The organism is Faecalicatena fissicatena, assembly GCF_016900595.1.
Taxonomy (GTDB): domain Bacteria; phylum Bacillota; class Clostridia; order Lachnospirales; family Lachnospiraceae; genus Claveliimonas; species Claveliimonas intestinigallinarum.
In genome coordinates, this window is record NZ_JACLYY010000005.1 from 191,310 (window position 1) to 209,881 (window position 18,572).

Consider the following 18,572-nt stretch of genomic DNA (forward strand, 5'->3'; position numbering starts at 1 on the left):
TCAGAAAATACCAGTCCCCATTGATCTCTCACTATGCTGCTTTTACTGCTCCGGCGCTGCCCCCTGGCCCTCCGGGGCCCCATCCTTTGTCACCCTCGGGAAGGTGATGGTCACCTTGAAGAGGTCTCCGTCCAGATACAGTGTAAATGTGCCTCCCTGCATCTCGGTCAGGGATTTGGCGATGGAAAGTCCCAGCCCGCTCCCTTCGGTGCTCCGGGACACATCGCCCCGGATAAAGCGCTCGGTCAGCTCATCCGCGTCAATGTTCAGGGGCTGCTCAGACACATTTTTCAGATTAAAGGTCACAGTCTTCGCATCCACTGTCAGGTCCGCGTAGATCCTGGTTCCCTCCATGGCGTATTTGGCGGCGTTGTTGTAAATATTCTCCAGCACTCTCCACATGCGACGTCCGTCCACGTGGATGATAGCCTCCTCCTCCGGAAGGGTCAGCACCTCCTTCAGCCCCCTGGCGCCGAATTTCTCCTCGAACTCCCCGCTGGTCTGCTGGATCATCTCCACCAGGTTGATGTTCATGTACTCCAGCGAAATATTTCCGGAGCTCACCTTGGACGCCTCCACCACGTCCTCTGTCAGCGTCTTCAGCCTCTGTGCCTTTGCCTCCAGCACGTCCAGATAGCCCTGTATCTTCGGGTCCGTGAAATTCTCCCTCTTCAGAAGGTCCACGTAGTTGATGATGGAGGTGAGAGGCGTCTTGATGTCGTGGGACACGTTGGTGATCAGGTCTGTCTTCAGCCTCTCGTTTTTCATGCTGGCCTCCACAGCCGCGTCAAGCCCCGCGCCGATGGTATTGATCTTCCCGGCAATGTCTCTCTGTCCGCCTTTGAGACCGTCCAGGGGAATCTTGTAGTCCACCTCGCCGGCCGCGATCTTCTCGATCCCGGCTCCCAGCCTGTTTCTTCCGATGGCCTGCTGGATCATGTAGACCGCCACCAGCACATCCACCGCGAACATGAGGAGTGCGAAGAGGAATACGCTTCCTCCGGACTCCAGCACCAGGAAGTGTAGAAAGAGCACTGCCAGCAGCGCCACCACGATCCGCCACACCTCGCTCATATGGCGGATCACCTTCCGCACAAAGCCGCACAGCCATCTGATGATACTGTTCTTCCAGAGGGTGCCCGCCTTGATCCTGCGCACCAGGCTCAGGTAGCCGATCATAAACACAGCGCAGCTGAGCACCGCGATCAGGGATACCACCACCACATCCGGCACGTTGATATCAAATGCGGTCTCTGTGTAATAGTAGGACGCGTCTCCCTGGTAGACAACTCCCACAAAAGGTCCATAGACATTGGTGACCAGGTATACCAGGCAGACCCAGGCTATGACAGTCACCGCTGCCGCCAGCTCGGTCTTGATCCGGTCAAAGAAATTCTGGTGAAGCTCTTCGTCCCTGTTTGTGCGGCCGGCCACAATAGTGAGCCACACAAGGATGCCCAGAATTCCCACCACTGAGAGGACGCCCATGGCGATCACACCCTGGATGGCCGGCGCGTATTTCTCATACCGCTGGTTCTGTACATAGTAGCTGTCCTGCACCGGATAGTCGGTGTTGATGCCCACTGCATACACGAAATGATCTCCTGCGGGACCCATGTTCTCCACGGTGTGTCTCCAGCTGTTTCCCTCTACGCCGCTCATATTGCTGTCAAAGTCGGCCAGGGCCGGGCGAACTACCGTGTAGCTTCCCTCTTCCTTCAGCTTCTGGATATTGTCCTCCAGGCTGTCATAGTCCGCAAACGCCGCTCTGTTTGTGCTCACTGTCCCGGAGGCGGTGTCCGCATATATATAGGTAAGATTTGTGTTTCCCTCCTCCCAGGCATCGCCTGCCGCCTCGTAATTGTCCATTTTCTGTGACACCAGGTCGATAGCCGAGTAGATTTCCGAGTAGGCCTCGTAGAGCTTTCCGTTCCAACGCTCGTCACTGTTCACTATATCCAGAATGGACTGGACTCCGTCCGGGCTGGGCCCCTCCTGGATCCAGAAGCCGTCATAGTTCCAGATGGTGCGGTAGATGACCTGATTGTTCCGGTCTACCACCGTGCCCAGGCCGTCCCCCTCGTACAGGGTGCCGTCCCGCAGGTAGTTCATGACATCCTCGGATGTGACTCCTGTGTCCGGGTCTGTCATAAAAGACAGCTCCCCGGAGTCGATCAGGCTCTTCAGCTCCTCATAATAGTAGTACTCGTACGTGCCGTCCGGCCTCTGACATACCACGATGGAGTTCTCCCCGCTGTTGTAGGACATGTTGTCGCCGGAGGAGAGATCCCCGCTGTTCAGCTTATCTCTCCAGTCCACCAGGTCGTGGATCGTGTACGCCAGTCCGTTTTCATTTTCCCCTGAAATGTTTCCCGTGTCGTAGAGGGTCTGGATGTCCACCAGCTTGTTTTCATCCAGCTTCCCGTCTGTCTCCAGGTCCCCCTTGTCTGCCAGAGCGTTCAGTATATTCTGTGAGTCGTAGTAGGCCTGCTGCCCAAAGCCCTCTGACCGGGCGTAGCTGGCCTCCGATTTCCCTGAAAAAATATCCTGGGCCATGCCCGGGTAGGCCGCCAGCCACACAAGGCTTATGACCGCCAGGACCACAAGCACATGCTGAACCAGAAGCAGGACTCCCTTTATGGGAGCCGATTTATACCATTTATTCATACGTTCTCCCTCCTAAAGCTTCTCCACCTTATAGCCCACGCCCCAGACCACCTTCAGGTATCTGGGATCCTTCGGGTTGATCTCGATCTTCTCGCGGATGTGACGGATGTGCACCGCCACTGTGTTGTCCGCTCCGATGGCATCCTCGTTCCAGATGTTTTCATAAATCTGTTCGATAGAGAAAACCTTGCCCTGATTTTTCACGAGAAGCAGCAGAATATTGTACTCAATGGGTGTCAGCTTCACAGGCTCCCCATCCACGGTCACCTCCTTGAGATCATCGTTGATGGACAGCCCCCCTGTCGTGTACACTGCCGCGTCTGTCTCTTTTGCCGTGCTCCCAAGCTGGGTGTATCTGCGCAGCTGGGATTTCACCCTGGCCACCAGCTCCAGCGGATTAAACGGCTTTGTCACATAGTCGTCCGCCCCCACATTGAGTCCGAGGATCTTATCCGCGTCCTCGGACTTTGCAGAGAGGATGATAATGGGAATATTGTTCTCTTCCCGGATCTTCAGCGTCGCCCGGATCCCGTCCAGACGGGGCATCATGACATCGATCACAAGAAGGTCCACATCGTTGGCCTTCAGCACCTTCAGCGCCTCCTGCCCGTCGTAGGCCTTCAGCACCTCATAGCCCTCCTGTGTCAGATATATGTCAATTGCCTCCACGATCTCTTTATCGTCGTCGCATACTAATATTTTTGCCATCTTCTATCACCTCCCTTACATATTACAAGAATAGCAGGGATTTTTTAAGAGGCAGTTGGGGAAATTCTTAAGAAATTATGAAATCATTTTAGATGGTTCAGCCCTCTCCTTCGGATCACCTCCGCCAGGTCGTAGAAGGCCCGGTTGAGATCCACGTCCCCGGCGATCCCACGTACGCTCCCGCTCTCCGTGTACTGCCACATGGCAATGCCGTCAATGCCCGGCTCGCGGGCGTATCTGGCGAACCAGAGGGCGTACTTTTCCCGGAGTCTTTCATCGAACATCCGCTCCAGAAAGTCCAGATTGCTGTAGTACATGGCAAAATACCCCCTGTCCTCCACCTCCCCGCAAAACTCCTCTACAATCCGGGTGGCCAGCTCCTTTGTCACTGTGACGCCTTTTGTCTGAGCGTACCGGACTGAATCCTGCTCAAAATCGATGCACACCGGGTATTCCACCCTGTAATCCTCTATGGTCTCCAGGCACTGGCGCGCCTCCTGACGCGCCATATCAGGCGTATAGGCGTAGGAAAACCAGTAAACGCCGAAAGGGATGCCCTCCGCGCAGCACCCCTCCGCGTTCCTGCGAAACTGGACATCAATGCTCCCGCTGCCAAATCCCGCCCGGAGCATAGCGAACTCCACGCCCGCCCGCTTTACCTCCGCCCAGTCAATATTTCCCTGAAATCTGCTCACGTCTATTCCAAAAATACTCACAGAGCCACCGCCTTTTTTTCTGTTCATGATCAGTATATGTCATTCCCGTCAAAAGGTTCACAAATACGTCTTGTTTTATCGTAGAATGTCGAATAATGTCGTTTATAATTAGAAGCGGGCTGCTTTCCGATAATATAGCATGTGGAGTTCTGCCAGGCAGGAAGGGAGTTATAGTTATCGCTGAAATGAAAGATATTCAATACCTTGTGCGTTCTCTTGGAATTGGTGCTACCTATAGGGGATATAGATATTTGATCGTTGCGGTTTCACTTTGCCTTGAAGACGAAGACTACCTGCTCGGCATCAGCAAGCTACTATATCCTAAAATCGCAGAGATCTGCCACACAAGCGCCGGAAGTGTGGAGCGTGACCTGCGCACTGTCATCACCGTATGCTGGGAAAGAGGAAACAAAAATCTTTTGCAGGCCATTTCTCCCTGCCCTCTTTTCAGCAAACCTACGACTGGTGAATTCGTCGATATTCTTACAGGGCATTTAAAATAACCGAAGCAAAATGGGCCCTCCTCCCTTCCTGCTTTTCTTTCCCATCACATCAGATGTATACTGCCCCATATGCGCGCCGGCATATGCACGCTGTCATATGTGCGCTTCCAGCCACAGAGCACCACTCTACCGGGATACTGTCCTGTCCATACCGCACGGAAATGACTCATCCGCACAGCCACAATCCTCACGCACACTTCTGTAGAGCCTGTATCCTCCTGAAAGGTTATAGCAGTCAAATCCCTTCTGGGACAGAATACAGCACGCAATATAGCTGCGCAGACCGCTCTGGCATACGGCGTAAACCGGCTTTCCCTGCTCCAGCTCGCCTATCCGCTCACGCAGCTCATCCAGAGGAATATTGCAAAATCCGTCTATATGTCCGGCCCCGTACTCCTGCTCTGTGCGCACATCCAGCAGGGTCACACTCCCGTCCCTCGGCAACGTGTCTGCCTCGTGCCAGTGAAACTGCTTCAGCCTTCCGTCTGCTATATTCTCGATGATAAAGCCGGCCATATTGACCGGGCTCTTGGCCGAAGAGTAGGGTGGCGCGTAGGCCAGATCCAGATCCTTGAGCCGGGTAGCTGTCATCCCCGCGCTTATGGCCGTGGCCAGCACGTCGATCTGTTTGTCTATCCCCTCATATCCCACGATCTGGGCTCCCAGCAGACGGCAGGTCTCCTTTTCATAGATTACTTTCATGATCATCGTCCTGGCGCCGGGATAGTAGCCCGCATGGCTGGCCGGGGAGAGGTAGACCTTGTCAGCTCTGATGCCCGCTCTCTCTGCCGCCTGCTCATTAATCCCAGTGACAGCCGCCGTCATATCAAACACTTTGATGATGGAGGATCCCTGGGAGCCTCTGTAACGGCTGTCGCCGCCACAGATGTTGTCCGCCGCAATGCGCCCCTGTCTGTTGGCCGGGCCTGCCAGGGAGAGGAGCACATCCTCTCCGGAGACAGACTGTGTGACCTGCACCGCATCCCCCACAGCGTAGATGTCCGGCACAGATGTCTCCATCCGGTCGTTTACGACAATGCTGTCCTTCAGGCCCAGCCTCAATCCGGCCTCCTTTGCCAGATGGGTGTCAGGCGAGACTCCCAGTGCAAAAACAGTCATGTCTGCCGCCAGAGCCTTGCCGTCCTTCAGGAGAACCCGAAGGCTGCCGCCATTTTCCTCCACTCCTTCCACTGCGTGTCCCAGCAGCAGCTTTACACCGTTCTTTCTCATCCTGGCATGGATAAAGGAGGCCATATCCGGGTCAAAGGGCTTCATAAGCTGCCCGGGGCGCTGGACAATGGTGACATCCATCCCCAGCTCCCGGAGATTTTCTGCCAGCTCCAGACTGATGAACCCGCCGCCGGCCAGAACCGCTGACCTGGGATGATTTTTCTCTATGAATGTCCGGATCCGCAGCGTATCCTCCACAGTGCGCAGGGTAAACAGCCCCGGCACTCCCGCGTCCACCGACCGGGGCAGAATGGGCTTTGCCCCAGGTGAAAGGAGAAGTCTGTCGTAGCTCTCCTCAAAGCTTTCCCCGCTGTCCAGGCTGCGGACAGTCACAGTCCTGCACTCCGGATGAATAGCCGTCACTTCATGGCGCACACGCATGTCAATGCGGAAGCGGCTCCAGAAGCTCTCCGGAGTCTGTAACGTCAGCTCCGATGCCTCCCCGATCACGCCGCCAATATAATAGGGCAGGCCGCAGTTCGCATAGGAGACATATCCGGATCTCTCGAATACAATCACCTCCGCCTCCTCGTCCAGTCTGCGGATCCTGGCCGCCGCCGTGGCTCCTCCTGCCACTCCCCCTACGATCACAACCTTCATGTCAATCTCTCCTTTCCGCCAGCATTTCACTGCCGTATCTCTTTTCGCTCATATCAGTATAATGTTAGCACATTTCCGGCTTTTTTTCTGTGATGTCGTCACACAGATCCCCTGCATCTATTCCGGACTTTGTATTTTTTGCTGTTTTGCACAGATTTTCATATTTTCCCTTGCATTTTGGCCTTTTCTATGATAAGATAACATTCGTTCGCGGGTGTAGTTCAATGGTAGAACACCAGCCTTCCAAGCTGGATACGTGGGTTCGATTCCCATCACCCGCTTGATTTTTTTACAAAAGCTGTTATACTGGAAATATGCAGATATAGTCTATCGGTATGACGCTAGCTTCCCAAGCTGGAAAGGCGGGTTCGACTCCCGTTATCTGCTCTTGAAAATCTATCAGAGGCTTCACAGCTTTGCCGAAGCCGGGCAGAAAAAGTAATCAGGCGCCCACCCGGGTGGCTGATTATTTTTTTGTTCACTCCCTTAGCGCTACAGCCTCATTGCCATAAATCCCTTGATTTTACAGCATTTCGTGCTATAATAAAAGGTAATGAATAGAGCGAAAACTTTCGATATTTGTCATTTTTTTAATTCTAAACATACAGATTATAAAAACTTAAGGTTCTATTAAGAAACTTTCTGATTTTTTTAGAGACCGGTCATATTTTAGACATATCTGTTCCCTATAATAACAGTCAGATAGTTGATCAACAGTCAACTATCTCCCCCCTCATAAAGTAAGGCACCAGGGCGGAAACCTTTGGTGTTGCACTTTACTCTCATTCCTTTAGATAACTATAACAACGACGAAAACCCGCCGGCCGAAAGGCCAGCGGGTTTTCGCTGTCTAAAGTTTGTCCAAAACGCGTCCCGGTCCTGTCCGCTCCAAAATACAGTTGCGGGATCTCCCCACTTTGCTTTATTATAGAAAAAAATATTTTCTATCAGGAGAGCGTAGATCATGGAAAACAAAAAGGAAACATTTGCATCTGACACCTCAGGGAGAACCGCTGCCGACTGGGCAAAAGCGCTGTCCATCCTGCTGGCAGGACTCGCCGTTGCTCATCTTGGAGTAACGCTCTTTCTCCTGTCAGAGCTCGGCACAGATACATTCACCGTATTCATCCAGGGACTGTCCCGTCTGTCCGGCCTCACGGTGGGAACCGTCCACGTCATTGTCCTTTGCATCCTCATGATCCTCATGCTGCTTGGCACGAAAGGCTATGTAAAGCCGGGCACTGTTGTCTGCGCTTTCTGCGGCGGCCCCATCATCGATCTGTTCACCTGGCTTCTGGGATGCTGGATCAACGGCGCTTCGGACATGGCTGTCCGCATCGCCAGCATGCTCCTGGGATGCGTCATTTTGTCAGCCGGCATGTCCATTGTCATCAACAGCAACGCAGGCACCGGCCCCAACGACCTGGTGGCCGTGATCCTGTCCGACCGCCTCCCCTCCGTCCAGTTTCGGTGGGTGCGCGTAGGCTGCGACCTCTTTTTTGTAGTGCTTGGCTTCCTGCTCGGAGGCACTGTGGGCGCGGGGACTGTGGCCGCCGTCTTTCTAACCGGACCTCTCGTCCAGTTCTGGCTTCCCAGGACGAAAAAGCCTGTGCAGGCCATTCTGCATGAGGATTTCTGAAAAGTGTCCATTTCTCTTCTTTACATCACAGTTTTTCTTCTCAGTCTCTCCTGCGGCAGACTGCGCAGAAATGACAGCAAGGAAACAATAACAGGTCTGTCTTTTGTGCCAAAATGGTTAACTTTTACTTTGTTGATATCCTTCTTTTTCTTGTGGTACTATTTTTGTAAATAATCCACCTGCTCAGGAGAGCCTTGTCGCATCATCCTGGCACCGCAGGAGCAGAGGAGGTAGAAGTTTCATGCACGCACATCCTTTCACAGACCAGCAGATCCTGGACAGGATCAACCGCAGTCCCCAGACCGGCCTTACTCTTCTCATGGAGCGCTACACGGGTCTTATCTGGAGCATTGTCTCCCGGCATTTGCAAAATCCGGAAGATATTAAGGAGTGCGTAAACGAAACCTTCTCCATCTTCTATTTCCAGCGGGACAAGTATAATCCGCAGAAGTCCTCCCTGCCCGTCTATCTGGCTGCTATCGCCCGAAATCTAGCCGTCTCCCGCTACCGGAAAGAAAAAAGCCGTGGCCGCGTTGCTACATCTACCGCAGACCGCCAGATTGCCCTGGCAGAACTCCGGGCCGATGTAGAGAGAGCAATGAAAGAACTTCGCCCCGATGAAGCGGACCTGATCCGTATGAAATATTATGACGGCATGTCCATAAAAGAAATCGCCGCCTCCCTGGGGCTGCCCTACGAGACTGTAAAAAAGAGACATCAGCGCAGTATAGGAAAACTGCGTCGTTCCTTCCTGCTCACCCTCATCATTGTGGCACTACTGGCCCTGTCAGCCTGCACCTACTGCGTACTGCGGCACTACGATCTCATCCCGGACCTGTGGGAAATCATCGTTGGGAAAAACGAAGAGGATAACAAGCCCGAGCCTTTGATCATAACAGATAATGACAAAGACAACGAACAGCCCGAAGATTCCGGTACAAAGGCAAACATGCAGCCGCAGGCAAATGCACAGGACAATCCGGTACAGTCCCAGGACAATTTTGCTGCTGTCCGGGAATCCTCTCCCGGCAGCACCAGCGGGATCCAGTCTGCTTTTTACTGGCTGGACGGCTATGGCCCGGTCTCCACTCCCGAAACCGCCGCCTACAATATGGGGACTCCAGTCTCCTTTGAGACAGAATACGTGACCGGCACTCTGAAGTCGGCCGTATATGCAGAGAGCACTCTCAAAGTAAAGGTTCTGGTCCAGGCCAGGGGAGACGCTTTCCCCGATATCTCAAACCCTGAGTTCCCCCTGTTCTCCATACCTTCAGACTCTTTCATCCCATACTTTCATGATCTGTACCTGGATGGAGTGCTTCTTGGCTCCGGAACTGTCACCAGAGGCAATTCGGGTAACAGTTTTCAGTGGCTTTACTGCACTTACGAAAATATAGAAATGCCCGCTTCCCCGGAAGTTCTCACACTCTCTCTGTCTTCCGCAACTTCCCTGGGACAGATCTTTGACTTCTCCTGCAGCGTGGATGTCACCTTCTCCATGGAACGCACACCTGTCCGGGAGGTTCAGGACAATGTATATAAGATTAACGATCTATACAGTCTCCTCACTGTCCCTCGCCGAGATGACAGCGGAGCTTTGATCCTGTCCATCTACCCTCTCTGCAGCGGAGACGGTCCGAACATCATGCCAGAAGTTATCTGTCCCGCCTTTTTCAGTGATGGGTACAGCCAAAATCCTTTTACAGTGACAGATCCGTACGGAAATGTACACACCGGGGAATGTCAGGAGTACTATTCCATGAACAGCGGCATCGATTATTTCGAATGGAATTTCGGCCAGGTTCCTCCCGGCGGGATCACCCTTCATATCCCTTTCTTCTGTCTCTCCGATAAAATGCCCGAAGATTTCTACATACCTGTTGATCTGTCGGAATGCACTTTTCCTGCGGAAAAATCCTGTGAAATTTACGGAGGGCGGCTGTATCTGGAACAAGTAGAAGAAGTCTGTCCATCTCCTGACAGTCAGATAGAAGAACTCCGTTCCGTCTCCTCATGCCCGCGTATTCGCTATTGGAAATTCACACTCCGCTTTGAAAGCAACATACCCGACCTCTATCTGTGTGCTTTTAATGTTACCGGCGATCAGGATATACTGCCAGAAGCCAGCTGTAATCTCTGTCCCTGTGGGCTTCTAGCCATGTCAACTCCTATAGCCGGTGACTTTCATACAGGAGAAATCTTATCTGTCGCTGGCATCGACACGTCCTACTATGACGTCTCCACATTCCGCCTGGTACCTGTAAGCAATGCGCCAATCCCCCAGATCAACTACCTCTGGGACAAAGATTTGGACATACCTCTGTTTGTCAATTAACGCTCTATAATTCCAGAGCCTTAAAGTGCATGAACCGCATTCTCGGTCTTTTCATCTCCACAAAAAGCCTGTCCATCTCCCGACAGGCTTCCTGCAGCCAGCACAGTGACCGGCGGGGCTGCCGCGGATTAAATACCTCCCCGTAGCCCTCAAGGAGGCGGATCACCAGACTGTCCAGACGTTCCCCGCCGGTCAGGGTATGATCCTCACTGAGCGGAAGATAGCCCAGAAAATCAAGCTGTCTATTTACCGTTTCAAGGGACACCATCGGAGCATTCAGGATCAGAAGATGCCGCAGCATGGTTTTACGCGGGATCTCCCCTTGAAGACGCATCTGCCTTCTCAGCTCTGAATCATAGCGGGTACTGGTAATATGTTTCCGCAGCATCTCCATGCTGTGCTCACCCGAAACGGTCACATAGTGGAAAGCATCTGTAAAATAGATATGGCGAAAATATTTCTCCCTCTCACCCGGACGGATATTCATGGCTTTCACCTCCTCCTCTGGTATACCTGCCAGATAGCTCTCCTCCAATTGCCTGAGCAGACTGCCTTTCTCCACACAAGACGCGCTGCTCCACTTTTCCTGCGTGTCATACACATTCTCACTATGATCAAAATATCCCTGCATGAGGAATAGCATTTCTTCATCTGTCAGCTCCAGTGCTCTTCCCAGCCGCAGACATTGTTCTCTGTTGATCGGTGTATATCTGCCCGTGCGCCAGTAGCGTATCTTCAGACATTCCGTTGCTGTCTTTGGCTGATGCCCCTCCATCCTCTCATACAGGACTCCGTCCACCTGACTTTTGTTCTTTAGCATGTATTTTCTCTGCATACGGGCAAATTTCTTCTGCAGCCACTTCACTTCCGGGCGATCCGCTCCACTCCCGACCGCGCACTTTTCGGCCATCTCCAGCAGCTCCCTGAGTATTTCCTCTTTCTGTTCTTTATTTTCCATGATGCTCTCCCGCCTTTTTATTCCTTCTATAATGTGTATTCGCACAAGGGATCAAAAAGGGGACAGACTTTTTTTACTTTTTACCGTAAAATGTTAGGTTTTACCGTGTTGACCCTGCTTCTTTTAAGGTGATAAATTTTTACTATATATGATACGAGGCGTTCCACAAGAGACGCCGTAAGGGAGGAAAAGATGAAAAAGAAGATCGTGCCCCTTCTTCTGGTCACAGCTCTCACCACATCACTGTGCGCCTGTAGTACTGGGGAAAAAGAAGACAAAAAAGACAGTATTTCCATTTCTGTGGAACAGACAGATCCATCCCAAACGGAGGAAACAGACAACGGACTGGACTTTGACGTAGAAGAACAGGTACTCATAGATGCAAACGGCATCCGCATCACAGCTACAGGTCTTGGCATTAATGAGTATACCGGCGATTACAGTCTGGATCTGACAGTGGATAACACCACCGACACGGATCTCACCATAGGCTTCCGCAGCCCTGATGTCTCCCTGTCCATAGGTGAGGGTACCTACACATATCTGAATGGTTTCCAGGTCTCCTCCTCCGCCTACATCGCTGTTCCTGCCCAGTCTACCGCAGAGGACACCTGTACCCTGAGCAAGGCTGTTCTCGACAATGCGGGGATTACTCAAATTGGTGAGATAGAACTGGCCTTCAGCGCAACAGATGCCAATTACAATGAATGCCTGGATGAAAGCCAGTCTATCTGTACGGTAAGGACTACCCTTGAAAGTGAGATGGATACGCAGCTTTCCGAAGATCTGCTGCTTGTCTACGACCAGAACGGTATCCAGATCCACGCAAAATATTTGCCAGGAGAAACAGAGGATGATAAGGGCTGTCTTATCGCTGTTATCCGCAACAATACCGGGGCCGGCGCCCAGCTGCGCATCAAGGATGTTACCGTAGACGGTACACCCCTCACATACTCCTACTCTCCTGACGAAGATGCATTCCGGTACAGCATCGGCGGCTACTATTATGAAAATAACGGCAAGGCAGTCTGCACCGCTACATCATTCAACGCAGCTGATACAGTCCCGGAGATCACCAGCAGCTCTTCCATCTCCTTTTCACTGGACATTGGAGGCCCGGCATCCGGCGACTGGAGCGGAATGAAGACCATCGGACCTCTGTCCGTTCCCATATAGCTCCCATCTGTCCCTGGCAAATATGAAAAAATTTCAAGAGAAACGAGGTAAAACCATATGAAAAAAAAGACACGTACATTTCTTACATTGACTATATGCGCCGCACTTCTGACAGGCTGCGGCACTTCTGACAGCAACTCCAGTGACTCCCCATCCCCCACCGGAGTAGAGCAGAGTTCTACTCCGAATGTGGAATATTCCCTGAAGGAAACGGTGGTGGCGGATAACGACTACTATACTCTCACCGCACTGGGAGCCGAGGCCGATGAGGCGGATAAATGTATAGTGGAATTCCAGTTCACCAACAAGACCTCCTACGATATGGCCCTGGATATATCATCTATGAACACCTATATCAACAGATGTGCCGCTTCGTATGCTGATTGGGAGGAAGAAGGGGATATCTGCTATGCCGATGCAGACAGTTCCTACGCAAAAATGAATGAAGCGGCCGGCATTGAAGATGGTTATGTTCTGGGCCTGGGCGCAGCTGCAGGTGAGAGCGGTACTGCTAAATATGCCTTTTCTCTGCCCGATGGAACTTCCGTGGCTGAGGAAATTATTTTTGTTCCTGAACTGGTACCTCAACATTCCAGCGAAGATCCCGGACAGCAGGCAGCTACGAATCCGATCCCTTACGAACAACTTTCGGCCATGAACCCGGAACAGGAATGTACCATCTATCCCACAGGCCTTTCCGCCGACACCGTTGACTTTCCCTCCTACGAGCCCGCCGAGGGCGAGCAGGTGGTTGCGGATAACGAGAACTTTACCTATATCATCCGTGGTCTGGAGGGGGATGATGATGGTTCCATGTATACGCTTCACACATACATGGAAAACAAATCCGAAGAGCCCCTGAGTACTTCATGGGAAGATGTATCTGTCAACGGCTATACGTCCGAAGACATGACTTTAGGCGACTACATACACGATCTTCCGGCAGGAAGACGTATCTTCAGCGATGTTGTCTTTTTCCCCAATGCCGAGAAGACATATGGGCTCGCCGAAGGGGAATCTCCGGAAGAGCTCTCTTTCACTCTGGAAATCCTGCACTGGGTGGAGGTAAATGGCGCAGGCAGCTACGAGTCACTGTACAGTGACAGTTTTACATGCTCCTTTGGCAAATAAAAAAGTGAGCTGACACTTACAGCGGGGTGACAGGAACGGGATATTCCCGCTCTTATCACCCCGCTGTTTTTATAGTTCTTACAGAAAGATTAAGCAGTTCTTCAAATTCAGTTATTACTATTTTTCCTGCGCTGCCGGATACTCATTGCACAGCAGCCGGTAGGGCGGCTCATCCTCCTCGATCTCAGGGAACCTTCCCACATTTTCATAGAACCGGTTGTCCGTGTTGTCGTCATTGCACATGGACACCTCTCCCAGGAGAACCGGGCCGCTCCCCTGCTCCACGTCAAAATCGTGATACAGGTAAGGAGTGATGGTGATAGACTCTCCCGGGCACAGCCTGATCTGCGCGCCCGCCGGAACGGTGTATGCATGCCCGTCGCAATGGACTGTTACCGGCGTGTCTGCAAACTCTTCCTTTTCATCAGAATTGTATACCCGGATCAGCACATTGCCGCCGCCCCGGTTGATAATGTCCTCCATCTTGTTCCAGTGAAAGTGCATGGGAGAGTGCTGTCCTTCTTTTATATAAAGAAGCTTCTCCGCATAGGGCTTCGGGTATTTATCATCGTGCACGTTTCCATTGCGGATTGTGATGAGGGAAAATCCCACTTTGTCAAAATCTCCAAGGCCGTAATCTGTGATGTCCCATCCCAGTCCGTTGTCCCGGATCTCATCGTACTCATGCCCCTTTGTCTTCCACTCGTCCGGTGTAAAATGACAGAAGGGAGGAAGGGAGATCCGGTACTCCCGGATCATGGCCTCCATTTCCTTTAGTGCCTGGTTAATTTCTGAACGTTTCATTTCTTTTCCTCCTGCTGCCCCAAATGTTGTTCCATCCACTCATACAGATCCTCATACACCTGCTGCCGGTCCTGCTCATTGAGCACCTCATGGCGATCATTCTCATACAGCTTCATGCTGACATCCTTTATCCCGGCATCCTGGTACATCCGGAAGAGCTTTTCCACATCCTTCCCGAAGCGGCCCACGGGATCCTTCTGACCGGACACAAAAAGCACCGGCAGGGTCCTGGGGATGCGCAGCGCCCCCTTCTTTCCCGCGATCTGCTTCATGCCTTCAAACATCTGATAGTAGCCGTTGACTGTGAAGGTAAAGCTACAGAGGGGATCTGCCTCATATTTTTCCCGCATCCCGATGTCAGATGTAACCCACTCCCTTTTGCTCTCACAGGGCTCAAAGCTGCGATTGTATCCTCCCAGTCCCAGGCTGTCAATGAGCCGGCTTCTGTAGTCCCATCCCTTTACAGCCGCCAGCAGGCGGCAGAGGAGCTGGCCCGCGCAGAGGATGGGCGCTCCCTTGTATCCCGTTCCCATGATGATGGCTCCGGCAAGGCCCCTGCCGTGCTTCAGCAGATACTGGCGCAGGAGAAAGGAACCCATACTGTGACCCAGCATAAAATAAGGAACGCCGGGATATCTATCCCCGGCGCGTTCCCTGAGTGTATGGATATCGCGGATGACACAGGCATTGCCATCCGGATCATGAAAAAATCCATACTTCTCCTCTGACGTAACGGACTTCCCATGTCCCAGATGATCATTCCCTGTAACATACCATCCTTTTTCTGCAAGCCAGGAAGCAAACCCGTCATAGCGGTCTATGTATTCCACCATGCCATGGCTGATCTGAAGCACAGCCTTCACCTCGCCCTCCGGGAGCCATTCCACCCCATGGATCTCTGTCTCTCCATCCGCGGACGGGTAAAAGAATTCTCTCTTCATATTCTTCCTCCTAGCGATCCTCCATCTTAACATATGGCCTGTGCTCTGCCAGCGCTTTGTACGCAGGACGGATGATCTTGTCTACATTTTTCAGCTCCTCCAGCCGGTGGGCACTCCAGCCCACAATGCGGGCTGCGGCAAAGATGGGCGTGTAGAGGGCAGGCGGCAGACCCAGCATACTGTACACAAGTCCGCTGTAGAAATCCACATTGGCGTTAACGCCCTTATAGATCCTTCTCTTCTCTCCGATCACCTCCGGAGCCATGTGCTCTACTGTCTCATAGAGCGCATACTCCTTCTCATATCCTTTTTCAGCGGCGAGCTGTTTTACAAACGACTTGAAAATATCAGCACGGGGATCAGACACAGAGTACACCGCGTGTCCCATGCCGTAAATAAGTCCCTTGTGGTCAAATGCCTTCTTGTCCAGCAGATCGCACAGGTACTGGCGTACCTCGTCCTTATCCTCCCAGTTCTTGACATGCTTCTTCATGTCATCGAACATCTGGGTCACCTTCACATTTGCCCCGCCGTGCTTTGGTCCCTTCAGGGAAGCCATGGCCGCCGCGATCGTAGAGTAGGTGTCTGTGCCCGAAGATGTAACAACGTGTGTGGTGAAGGTGGAGTTATTTCCGCCGCCGTGATCCATGTGGAGCACAAGCGCCATATCCAGGATCTTGGCCTCCAGCTTCGTGTACTGCCTGTCTTCACGGAGCATCATCAGAATATTTTCGGCCGTGGACAGCTCCGGCTTGGGCGCATAGATAAACAGATCCTCACCCATGCGGTAGTTATAGGCGTGATAGCCATATACCATCAGCATGGGGAACTGGCTGATCAGATTCAGACACTGGCGCAGCACGTTTGGAATAGATGTGTCGTCCGCCTTTGCGTCATAGGAATACAGATTCAGAATTGAGCGAGACAGGCTGTTCATCATATCGCGGCTCGGAGCCTTCATGATGACATCCCTCACAAAGTTGGGGGGAAGTGTCCTTCTCTCCACCAGTGTCTCGTGGAATTTCTTCAGCTCCTTCTCATCCGGAAGCTCGCCGAAGAGGAGAAGATAGGTGATCTCCTCAAAGCCATAGTGATCCGCGTCCAGGAAGCCTTTCACAAGCTCTTTGATATTGTAGCCCCGGTAGTAGAGCTCACCTTCGCAGGGAACCTCCTGCCCGTCCACCACCTTCTTGGCGATGATGTCGGAGATATTGGTAAGTCCCGCCAGAACGCCTTTTCCATTTAAGTCTCGCAGTCCTCTTTTTACCTCGTACTTTGTATAGAGCTCCTTGTCAATGGCTGTATTCTTTTCGCAGAGCTCTGCCAGATGCTCAATCTCCGGTGTGATCTCAAAAAGTGCTCTCGCTGCTGGATAACGTTTCTCCATTTTATGTTCTCCTTTCTCTATTCTGTTCATGGTTTTCAGGCTGCCCATTTATCCTGTGATAAATGATATTACTAAGCAGGGCGAATTCTTCCAGTGTCAGGGCTTCTCCCCGGATACCCGGGCCTTTGCCCAGCTCCGCTATACTCTCTTCGATCACTTCCCTGGGAAGATTCAGCTCCGCTGAGTTTTTCAGTCCATTTGCCAGCGTCTTTCTGCGCTGATTGAAGGATGCCCGTATGATGCGGAACATCAGTCGTTCGTCCTCCACCTGCACTGGCGGCTCCTCGTGTACGGTCAGCCTTATGACCGCTGATCCGACCTTTGGTCTGGGCATAAAGCAGTTGGGCGGTACGTTGGCCACAATGTAGGGACGGGCGTAATACTGCACGGCCAGGGAGAGGGCCCCGTAGTCCTTTGTCCCCGGTCCCACCTGCATCCGGTCCGCCACCTCTTTTTGCACCATTACGGTGATACTCTCAATGGGCACATGGCTCTCAAAGAGTCCCATGATAATAGGCGTTGTAATATAATAAGGCAGATTTGCCACCACCTTCACAGGCTTTCCGCCGTTCTCCTCATCGACCAGCCTCTGAATATCCATCTTCAGTATGTCCTGATTAACAATATTTACATTGTCATAGTCCTTCAGGGTATCCGCTAGAATTGGGATCAGCGCCTTGTCGATCTCCACCGCTGTCACCTTACCCGCCGCCGCAGCCAGATACTGCGTCATAGTGCCGATGCCGGGGCCGATCTCCAGCACAAAATCGTCTCTTGTTATATCGGCCGCCGCAATGATCTTATCCAGTACGCGGGTATCTATAAGAAAATTCTGTCCAAATTTCTTTTGAAAAGAAAAATTATACTTTTTCAGTATCTCAATCGTATTCTGGGGATTTCCCAGTGTTGGTACGGGCATCGCCCCGCCTCCCTCCGTCATTTAGTCTTCCCGGAGCCGTCCCCGACCTCCGCTTCCCGGCCGAAAGCCGGATCGCACGGAGGTCAGTTCCTCATTCCGTATAATCTTCTGGCGTTTTCTTCCGTCTGCGCCACCACCTCTTCGCAGGAAATATGCTTCAGCGCCGCAATCTCCTCCACTACATAGGGGAGATTGAGAGAACTGTTCCTCTTTCCTCTGTTAGGGACAGGCGCAAGATAGGGGCAGTCCGTCTCCAGGACAATAGATGTGAGCGGAATATCCTCCACAACCTCCTTGAGCTTTCGCCCGTTTTTAAAAGTTACGACGCCGCCAACGCCTATAAAAAAGCCCATTCTCACATATTCCCGGGCCAGCTCCTTCGAGTAGGAAAAGCAGTGGATCACACCCTCCAATCCCCGGGCGTGCTCCTGCATGATCTCCAGCGTATCTGCCGCTGCCTCCCGGCTGTGTATGAGCACCGGCAGATCCAGCTCCCGGGCCAGCTCAAGCTGACGCACAAACCACCTCTTCTGCACCTCCCTGGGAGCCTCATCCCAATAGTAGTCCAGTCCGATCTCACCCACCGCGACAACCTTCTCCTGGCCGCACAGCTCCCGCAGTTCCCGAAGCTTGTCCTCATCCAGCTCCCCCGTGTGGTCCGGATGGACACCCACGGCAGCATAGATAAAGGGATACCTCTCCGCCAGGGAAACGGATGTCCGGCTAGAAGCAAGGGACGCGCCCACATTGACGATCGTGCCCACGCCTCCCGCCTCCACAGAGGCAAGAAGCTGGTCTCTGTCCGTATCAAACTGTTCGTCATCGTAGTGCGCGTGGGTATCAAAAATCATGCCGCTT

At 52.4% G+C, this 18,572-nt stretch carries 15 protein-coding genes and 2 tRNA genes; 7 read left to right on the forward strand and 10 right to left on the reverse strand.

Translation table 11 applies throughout. The features are described from left to right. Positions 1–42: 42 nt before the first annotated feature. From H7U36_RS07085 to H7U36_RS07095, 3 genes are all read right to left on the reverse strand, one after another. Positions 43–2,667 (reverse strand): sensor histidine kinase, encoded by a 2,625-nt coding sequence (locus H7U36_RS07085; protein WP_205155915.1) that lies wholly within the window; start codon positions 2,665–2,667, stop codon positions 43–45. A 12-nt stretch (positions 2,668–2,679) separates the two neighbouring features. Next, on the reverse strand, positions 2,680–3,375 hold the full coding sequence (locus H7U36_RS07090; RefSeq protein ID WP_033125769.1) for a response regulator transcription factor: 696 nt from the start codon (positions 3,373–3,375) through the stop codon (positions 2,680–2,682). A gap of 83 nt (positions 3,376–3,458) precedes the next feature. Continuing rightward, positions 3,459–4,118 carry a glycoside hydrolase family 25 protein gene (locus H7U36_RS07095; RefSeq protein ID WP_207750579.1) on the reverse strand — a complete coding sequence of 220 codons (660 nt, stop codon included), beginning with the start codon at positions 4,116–4,118 and terminating at the stop codon, positions 3,459–3,461. A 68-nt stretch (positions 4,119–4,186) separates the two neighbouring features. Between H7U36_RS07095 and H7U36_RS07100 the strand changes: the two genes are divergently transcribed. After that, on the forward strand, positions 4,187–4,594 hold the full coding sequence (locus H7U36_RS07100) for a sporulation initiation factor Spo0A C-terminal domain-containing protein (protein WP_242842830.1): 408 nt from the start codon (positions 4,187–4,189) through the stop codon (positions 4,592–4,594). Positions 4,595–4,720: 126 nt separating this feature from the next. Here the strand turns inward: H7U36_RS07100 and H7U36_RS07105 are convergent, their stop codons facing one another. Next, positions 4,721–6,424 (reverse strand): FAD-dependent oxidoreductase, encoded by a 1,704-nt coding sequence (locus H7U36_RS07105; protein WP_205155916.1) that lies wholly within the window; start codon positions 6,422–6,424, stop codon positions 4,721–4,723. A 210-nt stretch (positions 6,425–6,634) separates the two neighbouring features. Here H7U36_RS07105 and H7U36_RS07110 point away from each other — a divergent pair. From H7U36_RS07110 to H7U36_RS07125, 4 genes are all read left to right on the forward strand, one after another. After that, positions 6,635–6,705: transfer RNA gene (locus tag H7U36_RS07110), tRNA-Gly, on the forward strand. A gap of 35 nt (positions 6,706–6,740) precedes the next feature. Beyond that, positions 6,741–6,811: transfer RNA gene (locus tag H7U36_RS07115), tRNA-Gly, on the forward strand. A gap of 577 nt (positions 6,812–7,388) precedes the next feature. Next, positions 7,389–8,063, forward strand: a complete 675-nt coding sequence (locus H7U36_RS07120) for a YczE/YyaS/YitT family protein (RefSeq protein ID WP_205155917.1) — start codon at positions 7,389–7,391, stop codon at positions 8,061–8,063. 319 nt (positions 8,064–8,382) lie between these two features. Beyond that, entirely contained in the window at positions 8,383–10,398 is a 2,016-nt protein-coding gene (locus tag H7U36_RS07125) for an RNA polymerase sigma factor (RefSeq protein ID WP_243426722.1), read from the forward strand. A gap of 4 nt (positions 10,399–10,402) precedes the next feature. Here H7U36_RS07125 and H7U36_RS07130 read toward each other — a convergent pair whose 3' ends face one another. Then, positions 10,403–11,356, reverse strand: coding sequence for a hypothetical protein (locus H7U36_RS07130; protein ID WP_191493519.1), 954 nt, complete (start codon positions 11,354–11,356; stop codon positions 10,403–10,405). Positions 11,357–11,548: 192 nt separating this feature from the next. Here H7U36_RS07130 and H7U36_RS07135 point away from each other — a divergent pair, with 192 nt between their 5' ends. Both H7U36_RS07135 and H7U36_RS07140 read left to right on the forward strand, forming a co-directional pair. Then, entirely contained in the window at positions 11,549–12,532 is a 984-nt protein-coding gene (locus tag H7U36_RS07135; protein WP_191493520.1) for a hypothetical protein, read from the forward strand. Between the two features lie 57 nt (positions 12,533–12,589). Then, positions 12,590–13,663, forward strand: coding sequence for a hypothetical protein (locus H7U36_RS07140; RefSeq protein WP_138304511.1), 1,074 nt, complete (start codon positions 12,590–12,592; stop codon positions 13,661–13,663). Positions 13,664–13,780: 117 nt separating this feature from the next. Here the strand turns inward: H7U36_RS07140 and H7U36_RS07145 are convergent, their stop codons facing one another. The 5 genes from H7U36_RS07145 to H7U36_RS07165 all read right to left on the reverse strand — a co-directional run bounded on the left by H7U36_RS07145 (position 13,781) and on the right by H7U36_RS07165 (position 18,565). Next, positions 13,781–14,467, reverse strand: a complete 687-nt coding sequence (locus H7U36_RS07145) for a D-lyxose/D-mannose family sugar isomerase (RefSeq protein ID WP_033125761.1) — start codon at positions 14,465–14,467, stop codon at positions 13,781–13,783. Then, positions 14,464–15,408 (reverse strand): alpha/beta fold hydrolase, encoded by a 945-nt coding sequence (locus H7U36_RS07150; protein WP_138304513.1) that lies wholly within the window; start codon positions 15,406–15,408, stop codon positions 14,464–14,466. The genes H7U36_RS07145 and H7U36_RS07150 overlap by 4 nt, the downstream gene beginning before the upstream one ends. 10 nt (positions 15,409–15,418) lie before the next feature. Then, the gene (locus tag H7U36_RS07155; RefSeq protein WP_033125759.1) at positions 15,419–16,795 is read right to left on the reverse strand and encodes a citrate/2-methylcitrate synthase; all 1,377 of its coding nucleotides are present in this window, start codon (positions 16,793–16,795) and stop codon (positions 15,419–15,421) included. Between the two features lies 1 nt (position 16,796). Beyond that, a complete protein-coding gene (rsmA, locus tag H7U36_RS07160) occupies positions 16,797–17,714 on the reverse strand; it encodes a 16S rRNA (adenine(1518)-N(6)/adenine(1519)-N(6))-dimethyltransferase RsmA (RefSeq protein WP_138304515.1) in 918 nt (305 codons plus the stop codon). Between the two features lie 83 nt (positions 17,715–17,797). Next, a complete protein-coding gene (locus tag H7U36_RS07165) occupies positions 17,798–18,565 on the reverse strand; it encodes a TatD family hydrolase (RefSeq protein ID WP_191493521.1) in 768 nt (255 codons plus the stop codon). Between the last annotated feature and the right edge of the window lie 7 nt (positions 18,566–18,572).